Annotated in this window: 15 protein-coding genes and 1 tRNA gene; 8 read left to right on the plus strand and 8 right to left on the minus strand. The window is 71.4% G+C overall.

Annotated elements, in window-relative coordinates:
- Window positions 1-17 precede the first annotated feature (17 nt).
- The gene (locus AB0O01_RS20165) at window positions 18-359 is read left to right on the plus strand and encodes a hypothetical protein (RefSeq protein ID WP_365315087.1); all 342 of its coding nucleotides are present in this window, start codon (window positions 18-20) and stop codon (window positions 357-359) included.
- Between the two features lie 233 nt (window positions 360-592).
- The gene (locus AB0O01_RS20170) at window positions 593-1,138 is read left to right on the plus strand and encodes a DUF4232 domain-containing protein (RefSeq protein ID WP_365315089.1); all 546 of its coding nucleotides are present in this window, start codon (window positions 593-595) and stop codon (window positions 1,136-1,138) included.
- Between the two features lie 30 nt (window positions 1,139-1,168).
- Here the strand turns inward: AB0O01_RS20170 and AB0O01_RS20175 are convergent, their stop codons facing one another.
- Complete coding sequence (locus AB0O01_RS20175; RefSeq protein ID WP_365315090.1) at window positions 1,169-2,302, minus strand: DUF2786 domain-containing protein; 1,134 nt, start codon at window positions 2,300-2,302, stop codon at window positions 1,169-1,171.
- A 333-nt stretch (window positions 2,303-2,635) separates the two neighbouring features.
- Here AB0O01_RS20175 and AB0O01_RS20180 point away from each other — a divergent pair, with 333 nt between their 5' ends.
- The gene (locus tag AB0O01_RS20180; protein ID WP_365315091.1) at window positions 2,636-4,360 is read left to right on the plus strand and encodes a bifunctional 3'-5' exonuclease/DNA polymerase; all 1,725 of its coding nucleotides are present in this window, start codon (window positions 2,636-2,638) and stop codon (window positions 4,358-4,360) included.
- Window positions 4,361-4,524: 164 nt separating this feature from the next.
- On the opposite strand, the gene AB0O01_RS20185 is transcribed toward AB0O01_RS20180, so the two are convergent.
- On the minus strand, window positions 4,525-5,736 hold the full coding sequence (locus AB0O01_RS20185) for a Dyp-type peroxidase (protein ID WP_365315093.1): 1,212 nt from the start codon (window positions 5,734-5,736) through the stop codon (window positions 4,525-4,527).
- Between the two features lie 360 nt (window positions 5,737-6,096).
- On the opposite strand from AB0O01_RS20185, the gene AB0O01_RS20190 reads away from it, so the two are divergent.
- Window positions 6,097-7,470 carry a right-handed parallel beta-helix repeat-containing protein gene (locus AB0O01_RS20190; protein WP_365315094.1) on the plus strand — a complete coding sequence of 458 codons (1,374 nt, stop codon included), beginning with the start codon at window positions 6,097-6,099 and terminating at the stop codon, window positions 7,468-7,470.
- A gap of 41 nt (window positions 7,471-7,511) precedes the next feature.
- On the opposite strand, the gene AB0O01_RS20195 is transcribed toward AB0O01_RS20190, so the two are convergent.
- Window positions 7,512-8,486, minus strand: a complete 975-nt coding sequence (locus AB0O01_RS20195) for a hypothetical protein (protein WP_365315469.1) — start codon at window positions 8,484-8,486, stop codon at window positions 7,512-7,514.
- 167 nt (window positions 8,487-8,653) lie between these two features.
- Here AB0O01_RS20195 and AB0O01_RS20200 point away from each other — a divergent pair, with 167 nt between their 5' ends.
- Window positions 8,654-11,152, plus strand: a complete 2,499-nt coding sequence (locus AB0O01_RS20200) for an SdrD B-like domain-containing protein (RefSeq protein ID WP_365315471.1) — start codon at window positions 8,654-8,656, stop codon at window positions 11,150-11,152.
- A gap of 241 nt (window positions 11,153-11,393) precedes the next feature.
- Here AB0O01_RS20200 and AB0O01_RS20205 read toward each other — a convergent pair whose 3' ends face one another.
- Window positions 11,394-12,323 (minus strand): hypothetical protein, encoded by a 930-nt coding sequence (locus AB0O01_RS20205; RefSeq protein WP_365315096.1) that lies wholly within the window; start codon window positions 12,321-12,323, stop codon window positions 11,394-11,396.
- A 286-nt stretch (window positions 12,324-12,609) separates the two neighbouring features.
- Between AB0O01_RS20205 and AB0O01_RS20210 the strand changes: the two genes are divergently transcribed.
- The 3 genes from AB0O01_RS20210 (at window position 12,610) to AB0O01_RS20220 (ending at window position 15,461) form a co-directional block, all read left to right on the plus strand.
- The gene (locus tag AB0O01_RS20210) at window positions 12,610-13,077 is read left to right on the plus strand and encodes a hypothetical protein (RefSeq protein WP_365315098.1); all 468 of its coding nucleotides are present in this window, start codon (window positions 12,610-12,612) and stop codon (window positions 13,075-13,077) included.
- Between the two features lie 9 nt (window positions 13,078-13,086).
- On the plus strand, window positions 13,087-14,910 hold the full coding sequence (locus AB0O01_RS20215; RefSeq protein WP_365315100.1) for an alpha/beta hydrolase: 1,824 nt from the start codon (window positions 13,087-13,089) through the stop codon (window positions 14,908-14,910).
- A gap of 95 nt (window positions 14,911-15,005) precedes the next feature.
- Window positions 15,006-15,461: a hypothetical protein gene (locus tag AB0O01_RS20220; protein WP_365315102.1), complete on the plus strand. Its 456-nt coding sequence runs from the start codon at window positions 15,006-15,008 to the stop codon at window positions 15,459-15,461.
- A 736-nt stretch (window positions 15,462-16,197) separates the two neighbouring features.
- Here AB0O01_RS20220 and AB0O01_RS20225 read toward each other — a convergent pair.
- From AB0O01_RS20225 to tmk, 4 genes are all read right to left on the minus strand, one after another.
- Window positions 16,198-16,274, minus strand: a tRNA-Thr gene (locus AB0O01_RS20225).
- A gap of 167 nt (window positions 16,275-16,441) precedes the next feature.
- Window positions 16,442-18,067: an alpha/beta hydrolase gene (locus tag AB0O01_RS20230; protein WP_365315103.1), complete on the minus strand. Its 1,626-nt coding sequence runs from the start codon at window positions 18,065-18,067 to the stop codon at window positions 16,442-16,444.
- A gap of 285 nt (window positions 18,068-18,352) precedes the next feature.
- Window positions 18,353-19,558, minus strand: coding sequence for a DNA polymerase III subunit delta' (locus AB0O01_RS20235; RefSeq protein WP_365315473.1), 1,206 nt, complete (start codon window positions 19,556-19,558; stop codon window positions 18,353-18,355).
- 333 nt (window positions 19,559-19,891) lie between these two features.
- Entirely contained in the window at window positions 19,892-23,443 is a 3,552-nt protein-coding gene (gene tmk, locus AB0O01_RS20240; RefSeq protein WP_365315105.1) for a dTMP kinase, read from the minus strand.
- Between the last annotated feature and the right edge of the window lie 180 nt (window positions 23,444-23,623).

Here is a 23,623-nt window from a genome sequence, read left to right on the forward strand (position 1 = left end):
CGGCGGGTACCGGAGATGTGTCCGGTGGTTCGCCTTCCGCTGCGGGGGAGCTGGAGGGCAGTTGGGTCACCACCTCCGAGGACGGGAAGGTGGTCGCCCTGATCGTCACGGGCACGGACGCGGGGCTCTTCGCGACCGGCGGGAATGTGTGCGGCGGGACGGTCGCGGAGGCGGACGGCGAGCGCGTGATCAGCCTCAAGTGCACCGACGGCGACGACCGGGCCGCGGGCACGGTCGGCTCCGTGTCGGCCACCATGCTTGAGGTGACCTGGGGCGGCACGCTCGGGACGGAGACGTACACCAAGGCCGAGGGCGGACGACTGCCGTCGGGGCTGCCGACGCCGGGTCCGGGGCAGTGACCCGTCCGTCCTGGGCTTCCCGGCCTTCGCCGGGCGGGCGTTCGCCGTCCGGCTGATGGATCAACGGGCCGGGGGCGGCGCCGAGTTCCCGGTCCGCCGAGATTTTCTTCCGGAGCCGACTCGTCCGGCCAGCGTAAGCTCCTGCCAGATCATCGGCTTCTGCCGGCCATTGGCTGTCGTCCGGTGGTCTTCTTCTTCCGTCATCTGCTCTGCCACCCGTGGGGATCTTGTACATGCGCGCGCGTCCGCTTTCGCTCACCGTCCTCGCCCTTGCGGGCGCTCTGCTGCTCGGTGCCTGTGGGGGTGACGACAGCGGCGACGACAGCGGCGACGGCGGCGCTGCCGACGGCAAGGCGTCGGCGGCCTCGGCGGCGCCCGGCGCGTGTGCGATCGGGGACCTGACGGTGGAGGCCGGTCCGGCCGCCGAGGCACCGGCCGACGGGGACACCGGCAATGTGCCGGTCACCCTCACCAACCAGGGCGAGGACTGCGTCCTGGACGGCTTCCCCGGCGTCAAGCTGGAGGGCGGCGACGCCGCCGTGGACATCCCGGCCGACGAGGCCGCCACCGCTCAGCAACTGACGCTCGCCAAGGACGTCACCGCGACCTTCACCGTCACCTATGTGCGCGGTACGGGCGGTGTCGACGCCGAGCAACTGCGGGTCAGCCTTCCCGGCGGCGACCAAGGGGCGGGGCTTCCGTGGTCGTACGGCCCGGTGGCAGCGGAGGGCGGGGTACCGGAGGCTTCGGTGAGCGCGTTCCAGCAGGCGGGGGACTGAGGCTCGGGCGGGCTCCCCTGGGGCCGGGTTTCAGCGAGGTGGCAGCCGTCGGCGGGAGGCGACCTCCGCGCGGTCGGCGGCTGCGGAGCCCTGGGCCCAGCCGGCCGCGTCGGTGACACCGCGGAGCCGGGTGGTGGTGGTCTCGGGGAACATCCGGTCGGTGGCGTCGGTGACGGCCACCGCGCGGGTGGCGAGCACGGGCAGCAGATCGTCGCTGACCTGGGTCTCGGCGGCCTCGGCGAGCCGGGCCCCTATGCGGTGGGCGTAGGCGGCGAGGAAGGACTGCCGGAAGGTCTTGGTGCGCTTGCGACCGCCCTTGCGCTGGGCGGCCTCGGCCCGGGTCATGGCGGTGTCGGCCTGGACCAGCAGCGAGGTGTAGAGCAGTTCGACGGCGGTGAGATCGGCCTCGAACCCGACGACCGTGGAGAAGCCGAAGGGTTCGTTCCACACCGCGCGGCAGTGGTTGGCGGTGGCGACCGCGTCCAGGAGGACGGCCTTGGCCTGTTCATAGGGCGGCTCGACACCGATCCGGCAGGCGCCGGGCGCGTCGGGGGCGGGCGCCCGCGCGGCGAGCAGCGCCTCGTCCACGCTGTACCGGGCCATCAGCTCCTGCGCCTTGGCGGTGAGCGCCTCGGCCTCGTCGGGAAAGCCGGTGGCCTCGGCTTTGGCGAGCAGGGCGCGGATCCGCACCAGGGTGCGGGACGGGGAGCCGCCGGAGGCACCGGATCCGCCGCTGTCGGGGTGGTCGTCGAGCGGCTCCAGGGCGGGCAGCCGCAGCAGCAGCCGGTACAGCTCCAGTACCGCCCCGGCGTGGGAGAAGCGGTCCGCGCGGGGCGGCGTACCCGCGGGCAGGGCGTCGAGCTGACCGGCCCAGCGGGGTCCGCGCGGACGGTCGTCGGGCGCCTGCGCGCGGATGAGAGCGGCGGCGAGGCGCGCGTGGACGTCGTCCAGTTCGCGGCGTACCAGGCGGAGGACGTCGGCGGGTTGCCAGCCGCGCCGCCAGGCCGCCGCGACGAACTCCCGGCCGCGCCGGTCCAGCTCCGCGTCGGCGGAGGGGTCGGCGGCGAGGAGGGAGGCGGCGGTGTCGAGGGCGGTGCCGTCGCCGTCGGGGGCGTAGAGGGCGGCGAGGGCGCGGTCGACGGTGGTGGGCGGGGTCGTACTCACGTGCTCGATCGTGCCACGCGGGAGGGGGTGCTCCCGCCGAGCGCCAGCGCCGTCCCGGCACCGCCGCCCCGTCGCCGCCCCAGCACCGCCGACCCGTCACCGCCCCTGTCACGGACCCCGTCACCGACCCCGTCTCCGGCTCCGCCCTCATCTCCCGGATGCTGCGCGCCCAAGGAGTCCACGGACCTCGGTCCGGGCCGGGGCTTCAGCCGCTGCCCGCCCTGCGCGACGAGGCCGAGGGCGGGCGTCGGGCCACGGAGGCATCTACCATCCCCAATGCCGCAAAGAAGGCCATCCCGGGCATTGTCAGACCCGGGTGGCACACTCGGCAGCATGGTCGATCGCTGGGCACTCGCCGCGGTCGAGGGTGGTGGCGTGGAGGTCGCCCCCCTCGGCCCGGACGGGCTGCCCGGCGGGCCGGTGCGCCGGGAGGCGGACGCGGCCGAGGCCGTGCGGGGGCGGCCCGATGTGACGCGGTGGGTGTGGCGGTCCACCGGGGAGATGTATCCCGCTCTGCTCGCCGCGGGGGTGCGCGTGGAGCGGTGCTACGACATCGAGGCGGCCGAGACGCTGCTGCTCGGCCATGAGGGGCGGTACGGGGAGCCCCGTTCCGCCGCCGCGGCCCTGGCCCGGCTGCGCGGCGGCCCGGTCCCGGCGGATCCACCGCTGCGCCCGGCGGAACCGGGCGCGCAGTCACCGCTGTTCGAGCCGCCGTCGGCGCATGTACCGCTGGCCGACCTGCTCGCGGTGTACGCCGAGCAGCAGCACCGCCACGAGCGGGCGGAGCACCCCGACCGGATGCGGCTGCTGACGGCGTCGGAGTCGGCGGGGACGCTGGTGGCGGCGGAGATGAACGCGTCGGGGCTGCCCTGGCGGGCGGACGTCCACCGGGAGGTGCTGCACGAGCTGCTGGGCGAGCGGTACGCGGGCGGGGGCGAGCCGCGGCGCCTCGCGGAGCTGGCGGAGGAGGTGTCGGCGGCGTTCGGGCGGCGGGTGCGGCCGGATCTGCCGGCCGATGTGATCAAGGCGTTCGCGCGGGCGGGCATCAAGATCGGCTCGACCCGCCGCTGGGAGATCGAGAACATCGACCATCCGGCGGTGAAGCCGCTGGTGGAGTACAAGAAGCTGTACCGGATCTGGGTCGCGCACGGCTGGTCGTGGCTGCACGACTGGGTGCGGGAGGGGCGCTTCCGGCCGGAGTTCCTCGCGGGCGGCACGGTGACGGGGCGCTGGGTCACCAATGGCGGGGGCGGGCTCCAGATCCCGAAGGTGATCCGGCGGGCCGTGGTCGCGGACCCGGGCTGGCGGCTGGTGGTGGCGGACGCGAGCCAGATGGAGCCGAGGGTGCTGGCCGCGATCTCCCGCGACCCCGGCCTCATGGAGGTCGCGGCCCGCGAGAGCGACCTGTACCAGTCGGTCTCCGACCGCGCCTTCTCCGGCGACCGCGACCAGGCCAAGCTGGCGGTGCTGGGCGCGATCTACGGCCAGACCAGCGGCGACGGCCTCAAGAACCTCGCCGCGCTCAGACGCCGCTTCCCGCGGGCGGTGGCCTATGTCGACGACGCCGCCCGTGCCGGGGAGGAAGGCCGCCTGGTCCGCACCTGGCTGGGCCGGACCTGCCCACCGGCGGCCGGTTCCTCGCGGGACGACATCGGCGACGAGGCGGGCATCCCGATGGACGACGGCGAGGACACGGCCGCCGGGGGACGGGGAGAGGGAGACGAGGGCGGCGCGCAGGAGTGGGTTCCCGGTTACGCGTCCCGCAACTCCCGCGCGCGGGGCCGCTTCACCCGCAACTTCGTCGTCCAGGGCAGCGGCGCCGACTGGACCCTCCTCCTGCTCGCCGCCCTGCGCCGCTCCTGTGTCGGCCTCTCGGCGGAGCTGGTCTTCTTCCAGCACGACGAGGTCATCGTGCACTGCCCGGAGGAGGAGACGGAGGCGGTGGTCGCGGCGATCCACGAGTCGGCGCGGGTGGCGGCCCGGCTGACGTTCGGGGAGACGCCGGTGCGGTTTCCGTTCAGTACGGCGGTGGTGGAGTGTTACGCGGAGGCGAAGTAGGGGTGGGGTGGTGCAGGACATCGGTGTGGTGATGACGGGTGGGGTGGCGGTGGTGGGGTGGCGGAGGTGCCGCGGGTGCGGGTCGGCCGATCATCGGGACGGGCGATCGGCGCATCGGCGGGACGGCGTATCGGCGGAGGGAGGCGGATGCGGTGGGCTCCGGCTCAGCCGAACAGCGAAGCCCCGAGTGGGCGTCCCTCGTCGTAGCCGGGGAGGATCAGGAAGGACGCGCTGGCCGTCGTGGTCGTGAACGGCAGTAGGGCGTCGGAGGCGTCCATGCGGGAGAGGGTGGCGGTGAAGGTGCGCAGATCGTTCTGGAAGCTGATGAAGAGCAGACCGGGGGCGGGGTCGTCGATGCTGTAGGAGCGGCGGAGCATATGGCCGACGCCGACGACGTTGGGGTTCGCCCTGCGGACATGGGCGTCCACGGGGACCAGATAGCGCCCGTCGGGTGTCTTGGCACCGAGTCCGGGGGCCGAGGCGATGTCGCCGCCGGAGAGGGGGACGCCGCTGGCCCGGCGCCGCCCGAAGACGGCCTCCTGCTCGGCGACGGACAGGGCGGCGAACCGCGTCAGGTCGAGTTCCATGCGCCGCAGTACGGCCAGGGTGCCCCCGGCGACCGCGGAGGGTCCGGCCAGCCACAGGTCGCGTTCCTGCTCGGCGGCGGTGTTCGGGCCCACGATGCCGTCGATGAAACCGAGCAGGTTGCGCGGTGCGGAGCGGCCCTCGGCCACCGGCACCTCCGTACCTCGGCGTCCGAACTGCCGCCAGCGTTCCCGGACGCGGTCGCCGGCCTGGTCCAGGAGGGCGGCGGCGACGACCGGTACGAGCAGGGCGTCACCGGCGCAGATCTGGAGCAGCAGATCACCGCCGCGCGCGCCTGCGGCGATCCGCTCGCGGGAGAAGCGCGGGAGGTCGGTGGCGCCGGGGAGGGGTGTTCCGGGGTGAGAGGTGCCGGGGTGAGAGGTGCCGGGGCGAGGGGTGCCGGGTTGTGGCGTTCCGGGCTGTGCGGTGTCGGACTGTGCGGTGCCGGACTGAGCCGTGCCGGGCTGGGGCGTTCGGGAGGGTGCCGTTCCGGAGGGCGCTGTACCGGAGGGCGCTGTACCGGGAGATGCCGTACCCGGAGATGCCGTGCCGGAGGGTGGTGCCCCGCCGTCAACGCCCGCCCCGCCCGCCATCCGTACCAGCCGTGGCCCCACGCCCACGGTCACCGTCACATCGCCCGGGGACAGGCCCAGCAGGCGTGGGTCGGATCCGGCGGCGATGGTGCGGACGGTCTCGCCCAGTTCGGCCAGGAGCGGGCCGGGCGCCACCCCGGCGTCGAGGTCCACCACCAGGGCCAGCAAATGGGTCTGGGCCGTACGGGGAAGCGTCACGCCCGCCTGATACCGGCCCGTCACCGCGACCGGCGCGGGCGCGGAACCCCCCGATGCGGAAGATCCCGGCCGACCGGGCTGACCCGGCTGACCGGAATCCCCGGAGCCACCCGAGCCCTCCGCATCCCCTGATCCCCCCGGTCCTCCCGACCCCACCGAACACCCGGCAAGAACACCCCCCGCCACCGCCACGCCCGCGGCGTCGAGGAACGCGCGGCGGGACGGGGGGCGATGGTCCGGGCGGCGATGCATGATGCGTACAGTGCCACACCCGCCCCGGGCCCCGCGGCTCAACCGCCCCACCCCGGCCGGGAGTTCGAGAGCCAGGCGAGCGGTTCGGGGCCGTGCCAGACTGGGATCATGTCTCGATTAGCTCTTCGCGCGTGGGCGGCGGCTGCCCTGGGCGCCCTGACCCTGGTGACCGGCTGCGGCGGTGGCGGTGATGGCGGCGGCGGTGGCGGAAACGGCGACGACGGATCGGGGGAGGGCCGGCGCCCGGACGGTACGCGGGTGACGATCCGGGTGCCCGGCGACGCCCCGACGATCTCGGACGCGGTGTCCCTGGCCCGGCCCGGCGATCTGGTCCTGGTGGCTCCGGGTGTGTACCGCGAGTCGGTGCAGATCGACACCGAGCGCGTCACCCTGCGCGGCGAGTCCCGGGCCGGGGTGATCATCGACGGGCAGGTGCGGAGGCCGAACGGAGTGGTCGTCGCGGCGCCCGGAGTGGCCGTCGAGAACCTGACCGTGCGCAACAACACGCACAACGGCGTCCTGGTCACCGGCTCGGCGGCGGCGGTCAACAGCCTGCCGGGGAGCGGCGGCTACGACACCGGCGACGAACCCGTCAGCCTCCTCAAGTCGTTCCTCGTCTCGCATGTGACCGCGACCCGCAACGGGCTCTACGGCATCTACGCGTTCTCCGCGCAGAACGGCGTCATCGAGGACTCCTACGCCTCCGGCGGGGCGGACTCCGGGATCTACGTCGGCCAGTGCCGGCCGTGCCGGATCGTGGTGCGGAACAACATCTCCGAACTCAACGCGGTCGGCTACGAGGGCACCAACGCCAGCGGTGACATGTATGTGGTCGGCAACCGCCTGGTGGGCAATCGGGTGGGGCTGACCACCAACTCCGACCACCAGGAGAAGCTGCTCCCGCAGCGCGACGCCGTCATCGCGGGCAACCTGATCGCGGACAACCAGCAGAAGCAGACCCCCGAACAGGCCGACGGCGGCTGGGGCATCGGCATCGGTGTCGACGGCGGCAGCGACAACCGGTTCGTCCGCAATCTGGTCACCGGCAATGTCAACGCGGGGCTCGTGATCACCGCGACCGCCGATCTGACGGCGGACCGCAACCGGATCACCGACAACACCTTCACCGCCAACGGCATCGACATCGGCTGGACCTTCCCCACCGCCACCCAGGGGCAGGGCAACTGCCTGGAGGGCAACGAGCTCCGGACGACCGTGCCGGACGGGCTCGCGTCGAGCGCCGCCTGCCCGGTCGCCGCCACCTCCCCCACGCCCTCCGGCAGTTGGCGCAATCCGGCGCCGCCCGCGGGCATCCCGTTCACCGAGGTGGCCGCGCCCGCCGCGCAGCCGGAGTTCCCGGGGGCGGCGACGGCCGGGGCCACCGTCGTCCCGGAGGTTCCGGAACTGCCGGTCGTCGCGGACATCACGCTCCCGTCCCCGTCCCTGCTCGCCACCGACGCCCGGGTAGGGACGGGTTCCTGAGCGGCGGCTATGACGCCGGGCTGGCTCCGGCTGAGCGGCGACTATGACGCCGGGGTGGCTCCGGGCAGCGGCTGGACGGGGACGTAGGGCTGGGTGTCGAAGTCGAAGAGCACGGGTTCGGGCGCGGAGGCGATGGCGGCCTCGACTCGGTACATGGTGCCGTCCGGCCCGATCCAGTAGCGGACGGTCTGGGACGGGGTACGGGGGGTGGGGTCGCCGGATTCACCGTCACGGGAATCGAGGTCGGCACCACCCTCGGAACCGGCGCCTCCCCCGGAATCAGCCCCGGCGCCACCCCCGGCACCTCCCCCGGAATCAGAAGCGGCCCCGGAACCCCCTTCGGCCTCCGGCCCCTTCATGATGTCCGTCCGATGCCCCCGCACCACCTCCCGCCCCACCCACGCCGCCCCGTTCTGCGGCAGCAGCGCGGAGTTGTCCGGCCGGTCGCTGCCGAGGTCGAGGGCGATGGCGAGGGCACTGTCGAGGGTCATGCCGGACGCCTGCATCGGACGGCTGTACCAGCCGGCCGCGGGCGGCGACGCCGGTGCGGTGGCCGGAGGATCCGCCAGGGGATGGACGAGGACGGTACCGGCCGTCCACTGGATCAGCCCGTTGCTGGAGGTGTCGCGTCCGCTGCCGCGCACCACGCCGTACCCGGTGTGGGTGCGGTAGTCGATGGAGCCGGTGACGACCAGCCCGCCCGTGACGTTCGGGACGGTGATGGTCACCGCCCGGCCACCCGCCTGGTAGTTGAGGAAGCGGGTGACCGCCAGCCGGTTCACCTCGTCCGGGGTCAACGCCCGTTGTCCGGCGGGGTCGTCGCCGTCGCCGAGGAGGACGAAAGCGCTGGTCGCGGCGGCTACGAGGCAGAGCGCCGCGGCTGCTGCCCACCGTAATCGCGGCCATCGGCGCCGTCGTTCCGCCGTCCCGCCCACTGGGGGTCGCCGCTCGGTTCCGGCCCCCCGCGCCTCGGCGCCGCGCGCGCCGCCACCCGACTTGGTCTGTCTGCTCCACATGCTCCGCACGCGGCGCGATCGTAACAGCTCTCTCCGAAGCACCCTCAAACTCCGAGGTTGCCAGACATGACGGCCCGTCAACTGTAGTCTCTGCCCGGAAGTTGCTGCATTTGCGTTAGCTTAGGACGAGGTAAAGGTGAGCTATGCGATTACGTGCACTGCTACGGATGGGGCTGTCCGGTCTGCTGCTCGTTGGGGGCGGCGCGGGGACGGTTCTGACCGGCGCCGGGCAGGCCGGAGCTGCTGCCCCTGACGGCACCCTGACCGTCGAGGTACTGCGGGACTTCTTCGGTACCGGCGTGATCAACACAACCATGGACGTGCCCCAACGCGGCATGCGGGTCGATGTCATCGACCTGGAGGGCAACCGGGTCACCGGTGTCACGGACGCCACCGGACGGGTCGTCGTACCGTCGTCGAGCGAGCTGACCGGCGGCCGGTACCGGGTCGATGTCACCGTCCCGGCGCCCTACAGCGACTATCTGCGGGCGGCGCCCGCGTCGACCGCAGAGAACCACTTCGACAGCTTCACGTCGTTCGTGGACGTCTCGGACGGCAAGGACGACTCGGTGACCACCGGGGTCTGGAACCCGGCCGACTACTCCCTGCCCGAGTCCCGCTACTTCGTCCCGATCCAGAGCGGTGCGGGCGGGACGGACACCCGGGCGCTGGTGGCGTTCGGGACGGACGCCCGGGGCACCTGTCCCGCCGACGAGACCTGCCCGGAGATCCTCAACACCCAGGACCAGGTGGGCACGACGTACGGGCTGGCCTTCGACCGGTTCCGGGACCGGCTGTTCCAGTCGGCGTTCGCCCGCCGGTACACCGAGTACGGGCCGGACGGCGGCAACGCGATCTACATCCAGCCCGCCGACGGCGGCACCCCCACCCTCTTCGCGAAGGTGCCGGGCGCCTCCGAGACCCCGCACGACACCGCCAACCTGATCAAGGACGCCGGTTTCACCGACGCTCCGGGCAAGGAGAGCATCGGCGGGCTGGCCCTGTCGGAGGACGGTTCGACCCTGTACGCAGTGAATCTGCTCACCCGTAGCCTGGTCAGCTTCGACGCGACCGGGGCCACGGCCTCGGCGCCCGAGGACACCGTGCGGATCCCCGACCCGGGCTGCGCGGCGGACGGCGACTGGCGTCCGTTCAGCGTGGCGGCGCACGACGGCAGCGTGTACGTCGGGGGTGTGTGCAGCGCCGAGAGCACACAGAACCGCGCGGACCTGAAGGCCGTCGTCGCCACCTATGACGGCGAGGACTTCACCACCGTCCTGTCCCAGCCGCTCGACTTCGAGCGCGGGGCCGTCCTCACCGGCCGGGCCCAGTACGACCAGGTCTCGCACTGGAACCCCTGGAACACCGATCTGGCGGACTGGGACAGCTTCAATGTGGACGGTCCGATGATCAACCCGCAGCCGTCGCTGGCGAGCATGGCGTTCGCCCGTGACGGTTCGCTGATCCTCGGCTTCCGCGACCGGTTCATGGACGTCGTGAGCTGGGGCGGCCTGGACCCGAGACCGGGCAACAACACACCGCAGAACGGCATGTCCGGCGGTGACATCAACATGGCCTGCGCCCGGCCGGACGGCGGCTACGACTGGGAAGGCACCGGGATCTGCCCGGACCACGCGACGGCCCCGGGCCTGGACGGCGTCCAGCCCGCCAGCGTCGTCGAGTACTTCCCGGGTGACTACTTCCCGAACGGCGGCTCCTCGACCTCGCCGGGACCGCATCAGGAGTCGGCGCTGGGCTCGGTCGCCTACATCCCGCAGCAGCAGTGGGTCGTCAGCACCCAGATGGACCCGACCGGCCGGGTCATCACCAACGGAACGGGGTACTACGACGTCGCCACCGGCCTCGGCCCCGGCAACGACCCGGTCAACAACGCGTACGAGTTCATCGGCCCGAACCAGAACGGCTTCGGCAAGGCCGGCGGCCTCGGCGACATCGCCTACGCGGCGGCCAACGCCCCGATCCAGATCGGCAACGTGGTCTGGTACGACGGCGACCGCAACGGCATCCAGGATCCGGGGCACGTACTGCTGCCGGGCGCCACGATCAACCTCCTGGACGCCGAGGGCGAACAGGTCGCGACGACCACGACCGACGCCGCCGGTGAGTACTACTTCGGCGGGGTCGGCGCGGAGTACGAGCTGACGCCGGGCGCCGAGTACACGGTGCAGTTCGATGTGTGCACGGCGGACACCAGCGAGGTGCCGGGGCAGCCGGCCGCCACCGACCTGCGGTTCACCCTGCCGCGCGCCGGTGACGACACGGTCCACGACTCCAACGTCACCCCGCCGACCTCGGGCCGGCTCTGCAACGGCTACGCCCCGGTCACCGCACCGGCCTCACCGGGAGGGGTGGATCACACGATCGACGCCGGGGTGCACATCCCGGAGCCGGAGTCTCCGACCCCGACACCGACGCCGACCTCTTCGGAATCCCCGTCCCCCTCTCCGACCCCGACCCCGACCGAGTCCGACTCCTCGGCCCCGAAGCCGACGGGCCCCGCGCCCAACGCCCCGGGACCGGACGGCGGCCTCGCCGAAACCGGCATGTCCGGCCTGGTGGGCGCCGTCGCCCTCGTGGCCGTACTGCTGGGGGCGGGAGCGGCAGTGGTGTTCGCCAGCCGGCAACGGCGGGCTAGTCATCGGTGACTGACCGCTGATCGCTGACCGCCGAGGAGGGAGGCTTTTGCGAGGTATCTGACGGGCCGGTGGTGTGTTGCGCTGGCCCGTCAGGTGCGGGGGTGGGAGTGATGACTGAAGAACGTTGTCGCCGGTGGTGGCTGGTGGCTGGTGGCTGGTGGCTGGTGAATGAGACATACCGGCGCAGGATCGCTCACCGCTCACCGCTCTGAGACGAAATCCGACGGATCGAGCATGCCGCGCGACCGACTCAGTGGTCGTAGCGCTCAGTGACGACGAACCCTGTCCCCGCGAGCACTCCCCCGACAGGCGCCGTGGCCCACTGGGCAAGCAGGTCCGGCTGTCCTTCGATCCGGTTCAGCAGATCGGCGATCTCATCGGCGCCCGGCGACGCGGGAAGCACACAGCCGACCACCGCATTGCCGGTAGCGCTGCCGCCGCACTCCTCGTAGTCCTCGTCGGGGTCATCGGGTACCCAGCGACCGACCTCGACGTTCCAGAGATCGGTGCCGTCGTCACCGGGGTTCGGTGCCTGGACAGTGAGGAAGTACCCGTCCGAACCGTACGGTTCGGCGAAGATCTCAAGGTTGGCCTCTTCCAGCCCTCCCAGCATGTCAGGGAACCGGGAGCAGGCGGTGACCAGCACGCGCAGATTCGCGACGGCCGTCGCACGCTCCGCCGGAGTGATCCCCTCCTCCAGGCGATCCAGCCGCTCACGAGCCTCATGACTCAGCATGTCGACCCCGCCGTCATACGTCACGAACGGCTGCCCGAACTCCCAGGAACGCCGGCCCTCGACCTCGGGTACGGAAGTCCCCTCCGCATACTCGGCGGATGCCTCAGCCAATTGCCGTGCCTCAGTCTCCAGTTCCGAGCCGATCGCGATTCGGATGGGCTCCGGCACCGCGGTAAGGGCTTCGTCCAAATCGGCGAGCGCCTGATGAAGTTCCGGGCGGGCGTACTCGTACCACAGGCTGTGGGCACCGCTGAGGAGTTCGGCGCGCGAAGCGGGATCGGTGCCAGGTGGGTACGCCGCAGACTCGATGCCGAGTCGGTCGAGTTCCGCGGCAGCCGCGTCAACGGAGGGCAGCGCCCTCTGGGTCGCGGTGGGTACCGGAGTTGTCGTACTCCTTGGAGCCGCCGATCGCGCTCCTTGCTGTCGTCCGCGGGCATCGGGCACGTTCGGCTGCCTTCCTGACCTCCACGCCCGTCGCCGATCAGCTGGCCTGTGTGCCCTTGGGTTCCACACCGCATTCGCACATGTATGCGGGAACATCGGACGGTGCCACACCGTCCGATCGAGGGCCGGGCTCCACCTGAGTACGGATACTCAGAGGTCATGGTGGCCGATACGGATGGGGCACGTTGTGCAGGGCGCTACGGTACGTCTCGACCACGACAGCGCTGCATTCGCAGGTAGACATTCACTCGGCGGCGCGCGACCAGGACACGGGGAGGGACCACGCATGGCGTGGGAGGAATGGGAGCAGCTCAAGGCCGCAGCCGCCGATCGGCACACCACGCACATGCAGCTCAACCAACTGCCCGCCGACCAGGGACCCACCGGTTCCGGCGCTGGTGGCCACGGTGTCCTCAAGCTGAGGTCCGACAGAGCGGCGTGGACCAAGGCAGGGGAATCCGTCGGGTTGTTACGGGGGGACCTCGACAAGGCCTGGGGGGAGATGGAGTTGGGCCAGACGGGACTCGAGAAGGGAACCGGGTGCCTGACCGCGGCGGCCCAGCAGGATGTCCATGACTCCTGGAAGCGCTACGTCAAGGACGTGGGCGGGGTGTGCGACGGGCTTGCCGACGTGCTGGAGAAGGCGGGCAACGACCAGCTACGGACCGACGAGGCCATCAAAACCGAGATCGCCAAGCTCAGGACCGACTACTACGGGGACGAGCCCGCCGACGGCCTGGCCATGGGTCGGTGACCCGGACACATGGACCACCTGACGCTCAGGGCCCTCAAGCCGACCGAGTATGCGGAGGCAGCGAACGGGTACCGCGCGATCAGCGGTATGGCCGATGAGGCCAAGGACCGCGTCGACAAGCAGATCACCGCGGCCATGCAGAAGGCCAACGAGGGTGAGGCCGCGGACGCGGCACTCAAGCAGTTGCGGAAGCTGTCGGAGAACTTCCACTACACCCAGGTCGAGTGCGGCCTGATCACTGGTGCTCTCGACGGCTTCTCGTCCGAGATCACCGCTCCCAAGCGGCGCCTGACCGAGGCACTGGACGATGCGGCAGCGCTGGCGTACACCGTCAACACGGACGGCACCATCACGTATCCCGCCGGCGGTGAGAACGAGCTGACCGGTGAGCCGGTTCCCGGTGGCACCGTCCTGGGCAGCAACGGCCTGATGACGGGCGACGGCACAGGGTTTCGGTCACCGGGGCTGACCCCGAGCAATCCTCAGTTCAAGAACCCGAACCCGCACCACGCCAAGGCCGTGGATATCGCCGACCGCATCGCCCACGCCGTACGGGAAGCGCGGGAGATCGACGATCGGTACAGCAGGGCGCTGAACAAGCTCAAGGCGGCGCCGGGGCTGAACGTCGACGCACGGACATGGGCGGACGTGGCATCAGATGTCGATGCGGTCAGCTCAGCAGCCAGTGCATACCTTCAGGACCATATCCCGCTGGACAAGTCACCCGCCGACCGCAAGGAGTGGTGGGAGAGCCTCAGTGATGAGGAGCGCGAGGAGTACAGGACGGCCTTCCCTGGAATCATCGGCAACTTGGACGGGATCCCGTCAACCGTTCGGGACGAGGTGAACCGGGAGAGCATCCGCCTCCTCATCGCACAACTGGAGGGCGAGCGCGACCCGGCATCCAAAGAAAAGCTCGAAGGACTGAAAGGTATCCAGACGAAGCTCAACGCGGGTAGCCAGCCACCCATGTACCTTCTGGGTATCGGCGTTGAAGGAAACGGAAGGGCGATCGTTGCCTACGGAAACCCGGATACTTCGAAGAATGTCTCGGCTTATGTGCCCGGCCTTGGTACCAAACTCAACCCTGAATTCGCCGACGGCACAGTGACGCGTGCCTTTCATACGGCTAAAGGCGCCCAGAAAATTGATCCGTCCTCATCCTCAATCGTATGGCTCGGCTACGATGCCCCTCAATCGATCGACGTGATGACTGCCACTGACGCCAAGCGCGGTGCCCCGGCATACAACAGCTTCATGAGTGGAATTTCGGCAACCAATGAGAATGTTGATCCTCATGTCACTGCTATCGGACATTCCTATGGTTCTCGACTGGTAGGGGCTGCCACGCAGGAGGCAGGAGGGGTCCCGGGGGCTGATGACATCATTCTCGTCGGAAGTCCCGGCGTCGGAGTCGACAAGGCGGAGGACTTGGGAGTGGGCAAGGAGCACGTCTGGGTGGGCGCGGCCGAGAATGACATTGTCACCAAGCTCCCTTCGTCAAAGGAAGCTGTGGCGGGAACCGTGGGATTCTTCGCGGGAGGGCCGGTTGGCACGTACCTGGGAGGGGAAGTCGCTGACCAGGGTGATGACGACATCTGGTTCGGCAAGGATCCGGCAAGTAAAGCGTTCGGCGCCAACAGATTCGAGACCCTGCCCGGACCGGAGCTGATTCAGCCTTCCTACCCCAACATGTTGGATTCTAAGATAGATATGGAAGCCCATAGTAATTACTTCAACCCAGAGGAAGGGAAGGACAAGGTTTCTGCGCGAAACATCGCTGCCATTGTCGCAGGACAGCCAGGGTACGTCACGAGGGAGACACCGCGATGAGAACAAAGGTTGCGTCGATCGCGGTACTGGCTCTGCTCACTTCCGGATGCGGTACGACAGGTAGCACATCCTCAAGCAAGGAAAGTAAATCGAAGATGAACCTTCAAGAGGCGGCTGACCGGGCGGATCTGATTCTGGACGAGACATTTGCGACCATCAAGCCTCCCGTCCAATGGACGCACATCTACTCCATGCCGGGCGACTGCTATGTGGACCGCGATCGTTCCGTTATGACGATCATCTCGACCGAACGGCGGGGCAGTTTTCTTGGTGTGCTGGAACGTTATTGGAAGGGAAGGGGCTACAAGCTCGTCGCCACGAGCGAGAATGGGCTGGCGGCCAACTTCGAGACACAGGACGGCTTCCAGCTCGAAGTCCTGATCGCACCCAATGGTCAGGCCCACCTGAGCGTCACCACCCCGTGTGTGGAAAAGTCCGACGTTGCTCAGCCGACCAGCGAGCCGAACGGCCCCGACTACTCGAAGCAGGAGCTGCCGGCGCCGAACGTGAAGTCGACGTTCTGGTCGAGCGACGAGCCCCTTTCGAGCTGACGCACGCGTCCGGAAGCAAAGCATTCGGCGGAATCTTGAGGCTGCTGGGTTGTGGGCGGCACAGAGTGCTCGCGACGGGCGAACCGGCCGGGACGAGCGCGTTCGTGGCACTTCTTCGCGCGGGCCTGTTCGCCCGGGAAGTGGCCGCAGTTCCAGCCGCGCCATCCCATTCTGTGTGTCGAGCCTTCCGAGGCAACGCTCGGTCAGCTCGGGGCGCCGCCTCCAGTCGGCCTGACGCCAGTTGTTGCTTCCGCCGACGCCATCGCCGACGGACGTACGCGACTGTCGCACGAGCAAGTCGACGCGATGTGGCTGAAGCAGTCGGTGCATCGCGTGGCCGATCCAGCGCACTCGCTTCGTGGCCTGGCCAACTGGCTGATGCCCGGAGGTCGGCTGCTGGTGGCGATGCTGCTGGCCACTATCCCGTACCCGCTGTTCGAGGCTTCCCTTGCGCGCGTCGAGGAGCTGCGGAGTTCACCTCCTGGGCAGCGCATTTCAGCGTGCTCAAGAAAAGACGCGGCGGAGACGGTCGCCGCAACGATCCGCGCGATCTTCGCCCAGCCCACCGCCAACGCGGTCCTCGCCCGGCTCGACACAGTCGCCGACATGCTCGGCGAGCAGTCCCAAGGCCGTTTACGCACGGTTGCCCACCAGGGTTTATCGCGTCGATTTGGCGAGATTCCAAGGTCAATGACAACAAGAACCCCAGGTCAGAGACTTGACCTGGGGTTCACCATGGAGCCGCCTTCGGGATTCGAACCCGAGACCTACGCATTACGAGTGCGTTGCTCTGGCCATCTGAGCTAAGGCGGCACGCTGCTCACACCTATGGTGCGATCAGCAACGTCGGTAAGTCTACACAGTTTCGCAGGGTGCTCCGCACCGGCCCGGGAGGCCCCTCCGGGCTGCTCGGAGTCGCCCTGAGGGGAGCCTCGGAGGGGGCCGGGAAGGGCGTCGTTGCGGGGTTCTTCCTACCCACCCTACGAGCAGCGCTTCCCCTTCTTCGGTGCCGCCCCCCGCACCAGATAGTCGTTGATCGTCCGGTCGACGCACGCGCTCCCCCGCCCGTACGCGGTGTGGCCGTCGCCGTCGTAGGTGAGGAGGCGGGCCGAGGTGAGCTGGCGGGAGAGGGACTGGGCCCAGCGGTACGGGGTCGCGGGGTCGCGCGTCGTACCGACGACGACGATCGGGGCGGCGCCCCTCGCCTCGATGCGGTGCGGTTCCCCGGTCGGCGCCACCGGCCAGTACGCGCAGTTCAGCGCCGACCAGGCGAAGCCCTCGCCGAAGACCGGGGACGCCTTCTCGAACTCGGGCAGGGCCGACCTGACCTGGTCGGGGTGCTCGAAGGCGGGCGGCAGGTCCAGGCAGTTCACGGCCGAGTTGGCGAACATCAGGTTGGTGTACCGGCCGTCCGGCTCACGCTCGTAGTAGCTGTCGGAGAGCATCAGCAGTCCGGCGCCGTCGTTCTCCTTCATCGCCGAGGTCAGCGACTCGCGCAGGAGTGGCCAGGCGGTCTCGTCGTACATCGCCGCGATCACGCCGGTCGTCGCGAGCGACTCGGTCAGCCGGCGGCCGTCCGCGTCGCCGGTGGGCGCGGGGCGGGCGTCGAGCTTGCCGAAGAACGCCTTGAGGTTGCGGCCGACCCGGTCGGGACTCGTCTTCTTCTTGCCGAGCGGGCAGTCCGACCGGCGCGCACAGTCCTTCGCGAACGCCCGGAACGCCGTCTCGAAGCCCGCCGTCTGGTCCAGGTTCAGCCGTCGCGCGGTGAGCGACGGGTCCATCGCCCCGTCCAGGACCAGCCGCCCCGCCCGCGCCGGGAAGAGCCCGGCGTACGTCGCCCCGAGGAACGTCCCGTAGGACGCCCCCACATAGTTCAGCTTCTTGTCGCCCAGCGCCGCCCGCACGATGTCCATGTCCCGTGCCGTCTCCACCGTGGAGACATGGCGCAGCACCCGCGCCGAACGCGCGCCGCAGCCCTCCGCGTACTTCTGGTACGCGGCGACCAGCGCATCCCGCTCCCTCCCGTCGTCCGGTGTCACATCCGTCTGCGTGTAACGGTCCATGGCAGGGCCGTCGAGACACTTCACCGGCTCGCTGCGGGCGACCCCGCGCGGATCGACCGCCACCATGTCGTACCGGGCCCGCACCTGCGCCGGATAGCCGATCCCGGCGTACGACTGGAGGAAGTCCACCGCCGAACCGCCCGGCCCGCCCGGGTTCACCAGCAGCGACCCCAGCCGCTTCCCCGGGCCCGTCGCCTTCTTGCGGGCCACGGCGAGGCGGACATCGCCCGCCCCCGGGTCGCCGTAGTTCAGCGGCGCCCGCAGCGTGGCGCACTGGAACCCCGTCGCACCGCACGCCCGCCAGGCCGGCTTCTGCCTGTAGTAAGAGGTCAGGGCCGTCGGCGTGGCTTGCGGCAGCGCTGCCAGGGGCGCGTCCGCCCCCGCCGTCGCCGATCCCGTCGCACTCCCCGACGAACACGCCGAGACCAGCAGCGCGGCGGAGGCAAGGAGCGTGATGGCGGTCCGGGAGGTGCGATGGGTGCGGAGGGCGTGGAGGGGGGCGTGCAGGGTGTGGGCGGTGTGGGGGGTGCGCCTTGTGTGCATCCCGCGAGGGTAACTGTGCGCGACGCGCCGAGCACCGTACGCACGCGATGCGCCACGGATGAGGTACAGGGTCAACGCGTCAGGCGGCGGTACGCAGCGGGCTGCGCGGAGGGCGGTACGAGGGGCTGTGCGGAGGGTGGGTGGTACGAAGGGTGGTACGGAAGGCAGTACGCAGGCAGCCCCGCGAGGAGTCTCTCGGCCATCAGTCCTTGGCCATAGCCATTAGCCATCAGCCCATCGGTTATCGGTCATGGGTCATGGGTCATGGGTCATCAACCCTTGGCCTCAGCCCGCTCTCAGTGCCATGGTCATCGCCTCCACCGCCAGCAACGGCGCCACATTGCGGTCGAGGGCGTCCCGGCACGCGCCGATCGCCTCGATACGGCGGAGCGTCGCCTCGGGGGTGCCCGCCCGCGCCAGCTTGTCCAGGCTGTCCTCCACCTCCACGTTGGCAATCGCCACCCGCGAGCCGAGCTGAAGGGCCAGGACATCGCGGTAGAAGCTGGTCAGGTCCGTCAGCGCCACATCGAGGCTGTCGCGCTGCGTGCGCGTTCTCCGGCGCTTCTGCATGTCCTCCAGGTCCTTGACCACGCCCGCCGTGCCGCGCGGCAGCCGTCCGCCCTGGACCGCGCCCAGCGCCGCCTTCAGCTCCTCCGTCTCCTTGCCGTCCCTCTCCTCGGCGAGCTGCTTGGCGTCCTCGCCCGCCGCGTCCACCAGTTCCTGCGCCGCCTTGAGGCAGCCGCCGATGTCCTGGACGCGGAGCGGGAGCTTGAGGACGGTGGCCCGGCGTGCCCGCGCGGCCGGGTCGGTCGCCAGCCGCCGCGCCCGGTCGACATGGCCCTGCGTGGCACGCGCCGCCGCCGCGGCCACCTCCGGCTCGACGCCCTCGCGCCGGACCAGCATGTCGGCCACCGCGGCCACCGACGGCGTACTCAGATTCAGATGTCGGCAACGGGAGCGGATCGTCGGCAGCACATCCTCCAGCGACGGGGCGCACAGCAGCCAGACCGTGCGCGGCGCCGGTTCCTCGACCGCCTTCAGGACCGCGTTCGCCGACTTCTCGTTCAGCCGCTCGGCGTCCTCGACGAGGATGACCTGCCAGCGGCCGTTCGCCGGTGAGGTGAACGACTTGCGGACCGTATCGCGCATGTCGTCGGCCAGGATCTGCGTACCGACCGCCGCGACCGTCGTCACATCCGCGTGCGTCCCCACCAGCGCCGTGTGGCAGCCGTCGCAGAAGCCGCAGCCGGGCGAGCCGCCGAGTGCCCGGTCGGGGCTCACGCATTGCAGTGCCGCGGCGAAGGCCCGCGCGGTCTGGGTCCGGCCCGCGCCCGGCGGGCCCGTGAACAGCCAGGCGTGCGTCATCTTCGACGCCTCCGGCGGTGGCGCGTCCGTGGCCGCCGCGGTGACCAGCGCGTCGGCGTCCCGGGCGGCGGCGCCGAGCTGCGCGCTCACCCGCTCCTGCCCCACCAGGTCGTCCCACACGGTCATGGTCACCCCACCCTTCCGTACCCCCGGCCGCGCGGCCTCACTCCGCGCCGCCGGTCCTGCGTCACTGTGCGGATTCCATTGTGCGGCCCGGCACTGACAATCCGGTGCGGAGGAGGAGGCGCCGGCGCGACGGCCATGGCGCGTGGTCCGTCGATCCACCGATCTACCCGTCTGCCGATCTGCCGATCTGCCGGGCAATCCGCCACGGCGGTCACGACAGTCATGGCTGGTCATGGCAGCCCGTCCGCCATAGGTGACGGACATGGCCGTGCGCGCGTGCCCCCACAGGTGGATGTCGGGGAGCGTTCAGCAGAGCGCCGCCCGCCGCCATGCTCAGCCGCGGCGGCCCCGGCCCCTCCCCCGGCCGCCGGTGGTGCCGCCGCCGTTCCCCGACCCGTCGTCGTACCCGTCCTCGTACTCGTCGTCACGGTATTCGTCGTCGCGCCGCCCGAGCAGTTCGTCCGCCAGCGTCGGGAGGTCGTCGAGCGGGGTCTCCTCCGCCCAGTCCGACCGCGCCCGGCGCCGAGGGGCCTCGTCCGCTCTGCCCGCTCCGGACGTTCCGTCCTCGGCGATCTGCGGAATCTCCCGCGTACGGTCCTGTCCGTCGTCGGGTCGTGCCCCGCCCCGTGCGGGCTCGTCCCGGAAGAAACCGGGCGGTACCCGGTCCACGGGATCGGCGTCCCGTACGGGCGGCAGTACGGCCGTCTCGTCGGCGGCGCCCGGAGCGACCGGCGGCAGTACCGCGGTCCCGTCCGCCGGACCCGACGGCACCGGTGGCAGCACCGCCGTCTCCTCGGCGGCTCCGGCAGGGACCGGTGGCAGTACCGCCGTCTCCTCCGCGGCCCCGCCCGGCACCGGCGGCTGGGGCAGTTCGGCGGTCACGTCGTTCTCGCCGGAGGTGCCGGACCCGCGCGCGGTGCCCTCCCCGGCGTCGTCCTTCGCCAGCGACCACGACGACGACCCCGATGCCCCGGGCGAACCCGAAGGCCGCTCGTCCTGCGGTCCGTCGTCCCGGATCGGGCGCAGTACCGCCGTGTCGTCGCCGGAACCGGAACGGCCGCTGGAGGAACTCCCGGGCCTTGAGCCCGCGCCGCCGCCCGCCACGCCGCCGGCTCCGGTGCCCTCCCCGGGCAGCGACACCACCGGCGTCGGCACGGTCGCCGCCTCCGGCCCGCGCGGGGGCGCGCTGGGGCGGCGCGGGCCCGCCGCTGCCGCCGCCGCGGCCTCCTCCGCAGCCCGGCGGGCCTGCTCGGCGCGGAGCAGCGCCGCCTCGGCCTTCTGCTGCTTCTCCCGGCGCCGTGCCTCGGCCTCCGCGCGCTGCCGGGCCTCTTCCTGGGCCTTCCGCCGCAGGCGCTCCTGCTCGGCCTTGTGCCGGGCTTCCTCCTCGGCCCGCGCCTTCTCGCGCCGGGCCTCCTCCGCCGCCCGCTCGGCCTCGCGCCGCGCCTCCTCCTCGGCGCGCGCCTTCTCCTCGGCGAGCAGCCGGACGCGCTCCTCCTCCGCCCGGCGGCGGGCCTCCTCGGCGCGCTGCCGGGCCTCCTCCGCCTGCCGTTCGGCCTCGCGCCGCTGCGCCTCCTCCAGCTCACGCTGCTTGCGTTCGGCCTCCTCCGCGCGCAGCCGCTCCAACTGAGCCTCGCGCTCGCGCTCCAGCCGCTCCTCCTCGGCCTTGCGCGCGGCCTCTTCCTCGGCCTTCCGGCGCGCCTCCTCCTCGGCCTTGCGCCGCGCCTCCTCCTGGGCCCTGATCTCGGCCTCGGACAGCGGCAGCGTCTGGTCGAGCCGGGCGCGGATCACCGTCGTGACGGCCTCCGGCTCCTGTCCGGCGTCCACCACCAGGTACCGGCCGGGGTCGGCGGCGGCCAGCGTGAGGAAGCCGGAGCGCACCCGCTCGTGGAACTCGGCCGGCTCCGACTCCAGCCGGTCCGGCGCCTCCGTGAACCGCTCCCGCGCGGCCTCCGGGGAGACGTCCAGCAGCACCGTCAGATGCGGTACGAGCCCGGCGGTCGCCCAGCGCGAGATGCGGGCGATCTCGGTCGGGGACAGATCCCGCCCGGCGCCCTGGTAGGCCACCGAGGAGTCGATGTACCGGTCCGTGATGACCACCGCGCCCCGCTCCAGGGCGGGCCGTACGACCGTGTCGACGTGCTCCGCGCGGTCGGCGGCGTACAGCAGCGCCTCCGCGCGGTGCGACAGACCGGCGCTCGACACGTCCAGCAGGATGGACCGCAGCCGCTTGCCGACCGGCGTGGCGCCCGGCTCGCGCGTGAGCACGACCTCGTGGCCCTTCTCCCGGATCCACTCGGCGAGCGCCTCCGCCTGCGTGGACTTCCCGGCGCCGTCGCCGCCCTCCAGGGCGATGAAGAAACCGGAGGCGGCGGGGGCCTGCACGGGGTCGTCCCCGCGCAGCAGCGCGTCCCGTACGTCGTGCCGCAGCGGCACTCCCGCGCGGTCGTCCAGCTTGGCCAGCACCAGCGCCGCCACCGGCAGCAGCAGCGCCCCGACCAGCATCAGCGTGAACGCGGCACCCCCGTGCGCGAACACGAACCTGCCGTTCTCCACCCGGTGCGGCCCGATCAGCGCCGCCGCGACGGGCGCGAGCAGCGCGCCCAGCGCCACGAACACCCGTACGACCGCGTGCAGATGCTCGGTGGTCCGGGCGCGGCGGAACTCCTCGGTCTCCTGGTCCAGAAGCGCATGCCCGGTGTTGGCCGCCACGCCCGCGCCCACGCCCGCGAGGGCCATGATCAGCAGCACGGTGGCGACGTCCGGGACCAGCCCGGCGGCGAGCAGCGCGATCCCGGTGAAGGCGATGGCCAGCGCCAGCAGCCGCCGCCGCGACAGCGACACCAGCAGCCTGGGCGCCGTACGGATCCCGATCGCCACGCCACCGGTCAGCACCAGCACCAGCAGGCCGTACGTCACCGGCCCGCCGCCCAGGTCCTTGGCGTGCAGCACCGACACCGCGACCGCGGCGGCGACCGCGCCCGCGACCGACGCGCAGGCGAGCACCAGCAGCGTGATGGCGCCGGTACGGCCCTTGTCGGCGCTCGTGCCCGTCCTGGGGCGGCGCAGGCCCTCCAGCGGCGACCGCGCGCGGGGCGTGCGCGTACCGGGCACCTCCAGGAACGTCAGCACCGACAGCGACGCGGCGAAGAGCCCGGCGGCCACATAGGAGGCCAGCGCGGCCTGGTGCTGGGCGAACCAGTCGATACCGGCGCCCAGCAGATTGTTCAGCAGCGAGGCGGCGACCAGGACGGCACCGGCCAGCGGGACCGCCACGAAGGCCGTCCGCAGGGACAGGCGCCGCAGCGCGTCCATGTGGTCCGGCAGCGGCCGGACCGTCGCGCCCTCCGGCGGCGGGGCGGGCAGCAGGGCGGGCGCGGCGCTCTCCCGGCTCACCGTCCAGAACCGCTCGGCGACGCCGGTGACGAATGCGGTGACCAGGAGGATCGCCAGCGCGTTGTCCGGCGTCCAGTCGATCCACAGCGGCGCCACGATCAGCAGCGCGGCGCGCACACCGTCGGCACCGACCATGGTCCAGCGGCGGTCCAGCGGGCCGTCCTGGGAGGTGAGCGTGGACAGCGGCCCCAGCAGCACCGCGCCGAACAGCAGGGTCGCCAGGATCCGCGCGGCGAAGACGGTCGCGACCGTGAGGGCCACACCCCGGTAGCCGCCGCCGAACGGGGCGGTCGTGATCGCCGCCTGGAGCGCCAGCAGGACCAGCACCAGCAGTGCCAGCGTGTCACCGATCCCGCCGACGAGCTGTGCGCTCCACAGCCGCTTGAGCTGCGGTCGGCGCAGCAGGGCGCGCACCGCGCGCTCGCGGGAGTCCGCCACGAGGGCGTCGTCGGTGGCTGGTTGGTGGGCCGTTGGCTGCTCGGCTCGCGTCATGCGTTCAGCCTATCGGCCCGCACCGACACTCCACGGCGCTCACCCGAACACCCGCACCCCCTCCACGGACGATCCGCACCCCCCAGGCGGGGCCACGGCCCCGGTCGTGCCGGGATTCCCGGGGGATTCGCCGATAGTTCCCGGTCGGCCCCTCACCGATCCCTGATCGGCCTCTCATCG

The organism is Streptomyces sp. NPDC093252, assembly GCF_040683675.1.
Classification (GTDB): domain Bacteria; phylum Actinomycetota; class Actinomycetes; order Streptomycetales; family Streptomycetaceae; genus Streptomyces.